The 10,087-nt window shown below is 60.6% G+C and carries 9 protein-coding genes; 2 read left to right on the plus strand and 7 right to left on the minus strand.

Features of this window, described 5'->3' with window-relative positions:
- Positions 1-39: 39 nt before the first annotated feature.
- The 6 genes from BFW87_RS03705 to BFW87_RS03730 all read right to left on the minus strand — a co-directional run bounded on the left by BFW87_RS03705 (position 40) and on the right by BFW87_RS03730 (position 5,507).
- Positions 40-1,479, minus strand: a complete 1,440-nt coding sequence (locus BFW87_RS03705) for a PLP-dependent aminotransferase family protein (RefSeq protein WP_078738623.1) — start codon at positions 1,477-1,479, stop codon at positions 40-42.
- 273 nt (positions 1,480-1,752) lie between these two features.
- The gene (locus BFW87_RS03710) at positions 1,753-2,568 is read right to left on the minus strand and encodes an OmpA family protein (protein WP_078738624.1); all 816 of its coding nucleotides are present in this window, start codon (positions 2,566-2,568) and stop codon (positions 1,753-1,755) included.
- The gene (locus tag BFW87_RS03715; RefSeq protein ID WP_078738625.1) at positions 2,565-2,927 is read right to left on the minus strand and encodes a DUF4398 domain-containing protein; all 363 of its coding nucleotides are present in this window, start codon (positions 2,925-2,927) and stop codon (positions 2,565-2,567) included. The genes BFW87_RS03710 and BFW87_RS03715 overlap by 4 nt, the downstream gene beginning before the upstream one ends.
- A gap of 9 nt (positions 2,928-2,936) precedes the next feature.
- Complete coding sequence (locus BFW87_RS03720; protein WP_078738626.1) at positions 2,937-3,752, minus strand: substrate-binding periplasmic protein; 816 nt, start codon at positions 3,750-3,752, stop codon at positions 2,937-2,939.
- A 73-nt stretch (positions 3,753-3,825) separates the two neighbouring features.
- The gene (locus BFW87_RS03725; protein WP_078738627.1) at positions 3,826-4,755 is read right to left on the minus strand and encodes an electron transfer flavoprotein subunit alpha/FixB family protein; all 930 of its coding nucleotides are present in this window, start codon (positions 4,753-4,755) and stop codon (positions 3,826-3,828) included.
- Between the two features lie 2 nt (positions 4,756-4,757).
- Positions 4,758-5,507 carry an electron transfer flavoprotein subunit beta/FixA family protein gene (locus BFW87_RS03730; protein ID WP_028617555.1) on the minus strand — a complete coding sequence of 250 codons (750 nt, stop codon included), beginning with the start codon at positions 5,505-5,507 and terminating at the stop codon, positions 4,758-4,760.
- A gap of 506 nt (positions 5,508-6,013) precedes the next feature.
- Here BFW87_RS03730 and BFW87_RS03735 point away from each other — a divergent pair.
- Entirely contained in the window at positions 6,014-7,678 is a 1,665-nt protein-coding gene (locus BFW87_RS03735) for an electron transfer flavoprotein-ubiquinone oxidoreductase (RefSeq protein ID WP_078738628.1), read from the plus strand.
- A gap of 184 nt (positions 7,679-7,862) precedes the next feature.
- Here the strand turns inward: BFW87_RS03735 and BFW87_RS03740 are convergent, their stop codons facing one another.
- On the minus strand, positions 7,863-8,756 hold the full coding sequence (locus BFW87_RS03740; protein WP_078738629.1) for an AraC family transcriptional regulator: 894 nt from the start codon (positions 8,754-8,756) through the stop codon (positions 7,863-7,865).
- A gap of 182 nt (positions 8,757-8,938) precedes the next feature.
- Between BFW87_RS03740 and BFW87_RS03745 the strand changes: the two genes are divergently transcribed.
- On the plus strand, positions 8,939-9,991 hold the full coding sequence (locus BFW87_RS03745; protein ID WP_078738630.1) for an NAD(P)-dependent alcohol dehydrogenase: 1,053 nt from the start codon (positions 8,939-8,941) through the stop codon (positions 9,989-9,991).
- The last annotated feature ends 96 nt before the right edge of the window (positions 9,992-10,087 follow it).

Here is a 10,087-nt window from a genome sequence, read left to right on the forward strand (position 1 = left end):
GAAATCAGCCAGCTATCGGTACTGTCCCCATTCCGTGCCTCAAAAGCCGGCTGCCGTTTCCAGGCACAACTGGCTGGCCAGCATCCCTAGCGTCATCAGCGCGCGCTCTGCCTCGCGGTTCCACGGCGTACCGCAGTTGAGGCGAATACAGTGGTTGAACTGTTCCGTATTGCTGAAAATCACCCCCGGCGCAATGCTGATGCCCTGTTGCAGTGCGCGCACGTGCAGTTCCTGGGTATTGACCCGCCCGGGCAAACTGACCCACAGGATGAAGCCGCCCGTCGGCCGGGTCATCTGCGTACCTTCGGGAAAGTATTGCTGCACCGCCAACTGAAACGCGCTGAGGTTCTTGCGGTATTCCTGGCGGATGTAGCGCAGGTGGCGGTCGTAACCGCCGTTCTCCAGGTACGCCGCAACGCCCATCTGGGTGACGCTGCACGCCGAGTGGGTGCTGAACATCTGCAGGCGCTGGATTTCCTGCTGGTATTTGCCGGCGATCATCCAGCCGATGCGCACGCCGGGAGACAAGGTCTTGGAAAAGCTTGAGCAGTAGATCACCCGGTCCAGGCGGTCGTAGGCTTTCAGGGCCTTGGTGCGGCCCAGTTCGAACATCAGTTCGCCGTAGATATCGTCCTCGACGATCTGAATATCGAAATCCGAGGCCAGGCGCAGCAACTGTTTCTGCCGCTCTTCGGGCATGGTCGCGCCCAGCGGGTTGCTCAGGCGCGTGGTCAGCACCAGGGCTTTGATCGACCACTGGTTTGCCGCCAGCTGTAGCGCTTCAAGGCTCATGCCGGTGGACGGGTCACTGGGGATCTCGATGACTTTGAGGCCCAGCAAGTCGGCCAACTGCAACAAACCGTAATAGGTCGGTGATTCAGCCGCGATCAGGTCGCCAGGGCGCGTCAGCACACGCAATGACATCTGCAACGCGTCGACACAACCGTGGGTGATCACCACTTCGGAAGGGTCGACTACGACGCCGGCGTCACGCATGCGAATCGCGACCTGACGGCGCAGTGGCTCAAAACCGGGGCTGAACATGTAACTGAATGCCCGTGGGCTCTGAAACCGCGTGACCTTGGCCAGTTGCTGGTGCAACGCGCGTACAGGCAAATAATCGACGCTCGGCACGGCGGCGCCCAGCGGGAACACGCCTTCACGGCGCGACTCCACCAACACCTGCTGGATGATGCTGCTGCGGGTGACCAAGCCCGGGCGCTCAACGCGTGCGATGTCGGGCGTCGGTGCGGTGAGCGCGGGTGTCTGGTGCACGTAGTAACCCGATTGCGGCCGCGCCCGGATCAACCCCTGGTCTTCCAGGTTGGCGTAAGCCTGCAACACCGTCGCGTGGCTGACGTTGAGCTGGGAGCTCATTTTGCGCACCGAAGGCACACGCTCGCCGGGTTGATAGACACCGCGCCGGATGTCTTCAGCCAGTTGCTGGGCGATACGTTGGTAGAGCAACAGATTGGTCATGACGCAGCACTCGATTTCACGGGTATTTTATTTTTGTGTGAAACATACCGGCACAGTTTAAAAGTGTACGGGGACAGTTGCCACAATAGTCGAGCGCGGGCGGCAGTGACAGAAAAAACTGTAAGGGTGTGGACATGAAAAACCCGATCAGCGATCGGGTTTGCTTTGGGTGGGAGCTGGCTTGCCTGCGATGGCATCGCCTCGGTACATCTGGCGGACCGCGGTGAGGCTATCGCAGGCAAGCCAGCTCCCACAGAGTTCTGTGTAGGGCGCCTAGCGGGCGGCGCCGAGCTGGCCCTTTTCGTCGGAGAACACGATCTCTACCCGACGGTTCTGCGCCCTGCCCCGCTCGGAGGCGTTGGCTTCCACCGGGTACTGGTCGCCATAGCCTTCAACCTGGATGCGTTTTTCATCGATCCCCAGGTCCATCAACACATCGGCCACCGATTGCGCACGATCGCGAGACAGTTTGAGGTTTTCCTGCTCGCCACCGGTATTGTCGGTGTAACCCTCAATGCGCACCACGCGCTTGGGATTGAGTTGCAGGAATTGCACGATTTTCAGCACGGTGCGGTTGGCTGAGTTTTCCAGTTCCGCTTCGCCCGTGTCGAACAGCACGTCGCCCAGGGTCATCACCAGGCCGCGGTCGGTCTGGGTGGTGGTCAGGCTGGCAATCTGCTCTTCAAGCCATTTGCCCTGCTGTTGCACGCTGGCCAGTTTGTTTTCACGCAGGGCCAGTTGCAGGCGCTGGCGTTCCAGCTCGAGCTTGCTGCCGCGCTCGGCGTTGAGGCCTTGCTCGGTGTGTTCGCGGGCGATCGCACTGTAGCGCTGGCTCAGGTAGGCGTAATGCACCACGTCGGCGCCGCTGCCCCAGTAGCTGGACAAACGGTCGGCGCGGGCCAGGGATTCCCCCGCGCGAATCACGTCTTTAGGGGCAAAGCGCAACACATTGGCGTCTTCCTTGACCTTCTGGAAGTCGTTGCCTGCCTGTTGCAATGCCTGTTCGCTGCTGGGTTGGCTGGCACAACCGCCGAGCGCCGCACTGCCCAGCAATACGGCGCAGCTCAATCCACGAATCATCGGGCTCATTGGGCTTCTCCCAACTGCAGTTGCTTGCGCAGGCGGGTGATGCGGCTGTTGAGCACGTTCAGTTGCTCCTGGCTTTTGCGGGTCAACACTTGGGCTTCGGCGAGGCGCGCATCCAGCTCGGCCTGTTCGGCGCGCATGCGTGCGTGCTTGTAGGACTCATCCGCCATATCCGCCTTGGCTCGGGCGAATTTGTCTTCGGCCAGTTTGAGTTCAGGCGATTCATCGGTAGTGGCACCCACTGCACCGGCTTGTTCCAGGGCTTGCTGGGTCAGGCGAATTTGTTCATTCGGCGCAGGATCGGCTGCACATCCCGCCAAAGCGACAACGGCGAGGGCCGCGAAAAGAGGTCGAAGAGTCACTGTAAATCCTTACTTTGCTGGGGTGCCGACGGGTTGCTGCAGTTGCGCTTTCCAACGCTCAAGATTGCGCTGCAAAGCGACCTGCGCCACATCGGACGCGGGCAATTCTGTCATCTTTTTCGCCAGCTGTCCGCGCAGCCACGGATCATTGCAGGCCGAGTTGTGGGAGATGGCCAGGTACAGGCCGGGCTGGTCGATGGGAATGTCACGGGCGATAAGGTCTTTGCTCATGCCCAGCGTCTGAGCCATGGCCATGCCGGAATAACGCCCGGCGAGCACGTAGTCCACCTCGCCCAGCAGCAGCTTCTGGAAGGCTGGCGTCAAGGTGGGCAGGCGTTGCAGAGTGAGTTGCTGGCCGGCGAAGGTTTCGAAGTCGGCACTCAGGCGGGCACGCTCCGAGACCGCGCCCTTGTGACCGTGCAGGTCAGCCGCCGTGGTGTAGACCAGTGGCGAATCCTTGCGCGTCCAGACCAGATAATCGATCTGCACCAATGCCGGGTGAATGTAGTCGAGGGTTTCCAGCTCGCCCAGGTTCAGCGGCGCGTCGGCGAGGATGTCCATGCGCCCGCTGCGCACTTCGTCCAGGGCCAGCGAGCGTTTGCCGCCGTAGAGCAGGTCGATTTTAAGGCCCAGCTCTTTGCCCACGTGTTGCAGCACGTCGGCGGTGGCGCCGATCAGGTGCGTCGGGTCTTGCGGGTCACGCCACAGCAACGGGGGTGCGTCCGGGCTGCCGGTGATCACCAGGCGATCGCATTTGCCGGCGGCCAGCGACAACGCAGGCAGCAATGTGAGGCCCAGCAGTACAGCCCAAGGGCGCAGTTCCATGGCGTGTGTCTCCAGCGAGTCAAAAAAAAGCCCGGTCACAAGGACCGGGCTCTTTATAAGTGAAGCGACTGGATTAGACCAGCTTCTCCAACTCGGGTACGGCTTCGAACAAGTCCGCCACCAAGCCGTAATCGGCCACCTGGAAGATCGGTGCTTCTTCGTCCTTGTTGATCGCAACGATCACTTTGGAGTCTTTCATACCGGCCAAGTGCTGGATCGCGCCGGAGATACCGACGGCGATGTACAGCTGTGGCGCAACGATTTTGCCGGTCTGGCCGACCTGCATATCGTTGGGTACGAAACCTGCGTCAACGGCCGCGCGGGAAGCGCCGACCGCAGCGCCCAGCTTGTCAGCCAGGGCGTACAGGTGTTTGAAGTTGTCACCGTTCTGCATGCCGCGACCGCCGGAAACGACGATCTTGGCAGCGGTCAGCTCAGGACGGTCCGACTTGGCCAGCTCTTCGCCAACAAAGCTGGAGGTGCCAGCGTCGTGGGCAGCGGAGACAGCTTCAACAGCAGCCGAACCGCCTTCAGCAGCCACCGGGTCGAAACCGGTGGCGCGCACGGTGATCACTTTGACGGCAGCGGTCGATTGCACGGTGGCAATGGCGTTACCGGCGTAGATCGGGCGCTTGAAGGTGTCAGCGCTTTCTACCGAGATGATCTCGGAGATCTGGTCAACGTCCAGCTGCGCGGCAACGCGTGGCAGGATGTTTTTGCCGTTGGACGTGGCGGCAGCCAGGATGTGGCTGTAGCCAGCGCCCAGCTCTGCAACCAGCGGAGCAACGTTTTCCGGCAGCTGATGCGCGTAAGCGGCGTTATCGGCCAGCAGCACTTTGCTCACACCAGCGATTTTCGCGGCGGCGTCAGCCACGGCGGAAGCGCCCTGGCCAGCAACCAGCACGTGAATGTCGCCACCGATTTTAGCGGCGGCAGCCACGGTGTTAAGGGTGGCCGGAGCCACAACCTTGTTGTCGTGTTCTGCGATTACCAAGATAGTCATGATTAGATTACCTTCGCTTCGTTTTTCAGTTTCTCGACCAGTTCAGCCACCGACTTGACCTTGATGCCTGCGCTGCGGGCAGCCGGCGCTTCAACTTTCACGGTCTTGTTGGTGGAGGCGGTGGAAACGCCCAAAGCTTCTGGAGTCACCGACTCAAGCGGCTTCTTCTTGGCTTTCATGATGTTTGGCAGGGACGCGTAGCGCGGCTCGTTCAAACGCAGGTCGGTGGTGACGATGGCCGGCAGTTTCAGGGAAACCGTCTGTGCGCCGCCGTCGATTTCACGGGTCACAGCCACACTGTCGCCGCTCACTTCAACCTTGGAGGCGAAGGTGCCCTGGCCGTAACCGGTCAGTGCAGCCAGCATCTGGCCGGTCTGGTTGTTGTCGCTGTCGATGGCTTGTTTGCCGAGGATCACCAGCTGAGGCTGTTCCTTGTCGACAACGGCTTTGAGCAGCTTGGCCACGGCCAGGGAGGTCAGCTCTTCAGCAGACTCAACCAGAATGGCGCGGTCGGCACCCAGTGCCAGGGCGGTACGCAGCTGCTCTTGAGCAGTGGTCGGGCCGATGGAAACCACAACGATTTCAGTCGCCACGCCTTTCTCTTTCAGGCGGACGGCTTCTTCCACAGCGATTTCGCAGAAAGGGTTCATCGACATTTTGACGTTAGCAAGGTCGACGCCGGAATTGTCCGCCTTGACGCGAACTTTCACGTTGTAATCGACAACGCGTTTGACAGCTACAAGAACCTTCATGGATTCCTCGTTACTCTCCGGTGAAAAGAAAGTCGCCTAGGCGAACCTGGCGGTTGATGCTCATCGGCACACAAGGGCACCTCCAAAAACCTCGGCGGGTAACCTTGCTCACGGGAAATGATGACCGTTCGTCAGTGGTGACTGAGAGGTCATTCTTTATCGCGGCGTGTAAACTGCGCGCCAGTGTTTCAGCGTGCGTCACCCGTCTTGCTTTTGGACGTGCTCTTGAAACCTGCGGTATGCCTACGGTATGCGCAAAACCGACCGTATATTGACCGGAACGCCTATTCTGGTCAATACGCCAAAATGGCCAGTCATAAGCCGCGTCTCTTTGATTTACCTAGCCTGCGGCCAATTCAAACAAACGTTTGTATTGGACGCTGGCAGTGGTGTAGATATAATGCGCCACCCAGAGAGAAAGGTGGGTCTTGCCGTTGTTGCGAGACGACACCGAAACTCCACCCATTAGAAAAAAAGCCTGTTGAGCCTTGAGTAGGAGATAGCCTGTGGAACGCGAATACATGGAATTCGACGTGGTCATCGTCGGCGCTGGCCCGGCGGGCCTGTCTGCCGCCTGCCGACTGAAGCAGAAGGCCGCCGAAGCCGGTAAGGAAATCAGCGTCTGCGTGGTCGAGAAAGGCTCCGAAGTCGGCGCACACATCCTCTCCGGTGCCGTGTTTGAACCACGCGCCCTGAACGAACTGTTCCCGGACTGGAAAGAACTCGGCGCTCCGCTCAACACCCCGGTGGTGCGCGATGACATCTATGTACTGCGCAGCCCCGAAGCCTCCACCAAGGTGCCTGACTTCTTTGTGCCCAAGACCATGCACAACGAAGGCAACTACATTATCTCCCTCGGCAACCTGTGCCGCTGGCTGGCCCAGCAGGCCGAGAACCTCGGTGTGGAAGTCTACCCGGGCTTCGCCGCTCAGGAAGCGCTGTTCGACGAAAACGGCGTGGTGCGCGGGATCATCACCGGCGACCTCGGCGTCGACCGTGAAGGCAACCCGAAAGAAGGCGTGTACACCCCGGGCATGGAACTGCGTGGCAAGTACACGCTGTTCGCTGAAGGCTGCCGTGGCCACATCGGCAAGCAACTGATCCAGCGCTTCAACCTCGACAGCGACGCCGACGCCCAGCACTACGGCATCGGTCTGAAAGAAATCTGGGAAATCGACCCGGCCAAGCACCAGCCTGGCCTGGTGGTGCACACCGCCGGTTGGCCGCTGGACATCATGAGCGCCGAAAATACCGGCGGCTCGTTCCTCTATCATCTGGAAAACAACCAGGTGGTCGTCGGCCTGATTGTCGACCTGTCCTACAGCAACACGTTCCTGTCGCCGTTCGATGAATTCCAGCGCCTCAAGCATCACCCGGTGCTGGCCCAGTACCTGGAAGGCGGCAAGCGCATCAGCTACGGCGCGCGTGCCATTTGCAAAGGCGGCCTGAACTCGCTGCCGAAGATGGTCTTCAAGGGCGGCGCGCTGATCGGTTGCGACCTCGGCACCCTGAACTTCGCCAAGATCAAAGGCAGCCACACCGCCATGAAGTCCGGCATGCTCGCCGCCGACGCCGTCGCCGATCGCCTGTTTGCCGAATCCGAAGGCGGTGATGAACTGACCGCTTACGTCGACAGCTTCAAATCCAGCTGGCTTTACGAAGAACTGTTCGCCAGTCGCAACTTCGGCCCGGCGATGCACAAATTCGGCCCGATCATTGGCGCTGGCTTCAACTGGTTTGACCAGAACATCCTCGGCGGCAAAATGCCGTTCACCTTGCACGACACCAAGCCGGATTACGCCTGCTTGAAGCTCGCCAAGGACAGCAAGAAGATCAACTACCCCAAACCCGACGGCAAGCTGAGCTTCGACAAGCTGAGCTCGGTGTTCATCTCCGGTACCAACCACGAAGAAGAGCAGCCGTGCCACCTGAAGTTGAAAGACCCGAGCATCCCGATCGGCACCAACCTGCCGCTCTACGATGAACCGGCGCAGCGCTACTGCCCGGCCGGCGTGTATGAAGTGATCACCAAGGAGGACGGCGAAAAGCGCTTCCAGATCAACGCCCAGAACTGCGTGCACTGCAAGACCTGTGACATCAAGGACCCTTCGCAGAACATCACCTGGGTCACGCCGGAAGGCGCGGGTGGGCCGACTTACCCGAATATGTAAGCTCGCGGCATGAACAAAAAAGGCTCCCATGCAGGGAGCCTTTTTTATGGGCGACACAACCCCAATGTGGGAATTGCTTTCTGTGGGAGCCGGGCTTGCCCGCGATGCAGGCGACTCGGTTTTCCAGTAACACCCAGGTGATGCCATCGCAGGCAAGCCAGCTCCCACATTTGACCGAGTGCTCTCAGGCGGCGCGCTCTTCACCCGGGCTGCGCAAAAAGTAGCGCTTGTACTCCCGGCTGAACTGCGACGTGCTCTGATACCCCACGCTATGCGCCGCCTGCGCCACACCCATACCGTCCACCAGCAATAACTGCTGGGCCTTGAGCAAGCGCAGCCGCTTCAAATACTGCACCGGCGACAACAAGGTGCAGCGCTTGAAATGCTCATGAAAGGTCGACGCGCTCATGTGCGCATACCCGGCCAGGGTCTCGATATTCAGCGGCTCGCCATAATGCGCATGCAGGTGGTTCAGCGAGGTGGCGATTCGCGAGAATTGCCCCTGTTGCTCCACCAATGCGCGCAGCACATCGGCCTGCGGCCCGCGTAATGCCGTGAACAGTAATTCGCGCACCCGCGCCGGGCCCATGATCCGGCTTTCCAGCGGATCGTGCAGGCACTGCAACAAGCGCTCGACGCAACCGCGCATCCCATCATCAAGCACCACCGAACACATCGACTCCAGCGTCTGCGCCGTCGGCGGCGGCCCGGCCTGAATGCCCATGGCCATCACCAACTCGCCCAACACCACGCGATCAATGCCCACCGTCACGCCATACAACGGCGCATCCGGCGCCATGGCAAAGGTCTCGCATTCGAACGGTACCGCCATCGCCTGAATCAGGTAGTGCCCGGCGCCATACTCCAGCGTACGCGGGCCGAGGTACGCGACTTTGCTGCCCTGGGCGACAAACATCAGGCTCGGTTCATAGATCTGCGGGCCGCGCGCCACGTCGCAACTGGCGCGCAATACCTTCACGCCCGGCAAGTGGGTCGGGGAAAAACCGTCACAGGGCGTCAGGCCTTCAATCAAGGAAACCAGCGTCGCATTGGCGTCGAGATGGCGGGTCAACAACATGGAAAAAAACTTCGCGAAAAAGGGGATGGGAACATCATCGCAGGTCTGGGTCCAACTGGATCCAAACACAGGGCACTCCCGGACGAATAGGCATGAGACTCGGAGCAATCGCCATGTTCGCCCCCGAGGTCGGCGCGGAAAATGCGCCGCCTCCCCTGTGATTGCTTTACGAGGTTTCCCCCATGTACACCGCCATCGGTTATGCCGCCCAGTTGGCCACCACTCCCCTTGCCCCCATGTCGTTTGAACGCCGCAGCCCGCGCGCCGATGACGTGGCCATCGAGATTCTCTACTGCGGCGTCTGCCACTCCGATATCCACCAGGCACGCAACGAATGGGGCATCGCCGTGTACCCACTGATGCCGGGCCACGAGATCGTCGGCAAAGTCACCGCCGTCGGCGCCAACGTCACCGCGCACACCATCGGCGACCTGGTCGGCGTGGGCTGTATGGTCGATTCGTGCCGTCATTGCGACGCCTGTCACGCAGACCTCGAGCAATACTGCCTCGAAGGCCCGACCATGACCTACGCCACCCCGGACCGGGTGGACGGCAGCAACACCATGGGTGGCTACTCCGACAGCATCGTGGTCAGCGAACACTTTGTAGTGAAGATCCCGGCCAAACTCGACCTGGCCAGTGCCGCGCCGATCCTGTGTGCCGGCGTCACCATGTACTCGCCGATCAAGCACTACGGGATCAAGGCTGGCGACAAAGTCGGCGTATTGGGCATGGGCGGCCTGGGCCATATGGGCATCAAGCTCGCCAAGGCGATTGGCGCTGAAGTGACCCTGTTCACCCGCTCGGCGAGCAAGGCCGAAGAAGGCCGTCGCCAGGGTGCCGATCACGTGATCGTGTCCACCGACGCTGAGCAGATGAAAGCCGCCGCCGGGCACTTCGACTTCTTGCTCGACACCATTCCGGTGCAGCACGACCTGAACCCCTACCTCGACGTGCTGCGCTTTGACGGTGTGCACATTCTGGTCGGCCTGATCGAGCCGGTTGACCCGCCGGTGAACGCCGCCAAGCTGATCATGGGCCGCAAGGTGCTGGCCGGTTCGTTGATCGGCGGTATTGCCGAAACCCAGGAAGTTCTGGATTTCTGCGCCGAGCACGGCATCAGCTGCGACATCGAAATGCTCGATATCCGCAACATCAACGAAGCCTACAGCCGCATGATCGCCGGTGATGTGAAATACCGCTTTGTCATCGACATGGCGACCCTGAAGGCCTGAAGAAGATCGTTCCCACGCTCCGCGTGGGAATGCATCCCGTGACGCTCCGCGTCACCCTTACGCAGGCCAACCGCTGGACGCAGAGCGTCCGGGGCG

The sequence above is a fragment of the Pseudomonas fluorescens genome (assembly GCF_002022275.1).
Classification (GTDB): Bacteria; Pseudomonadota; Gammaproteobacteria; order Pseudomonadales; family Pseudomonadaceae; genus Aquipseudomonas; species Aquipseudomonas fluorescens_AJ.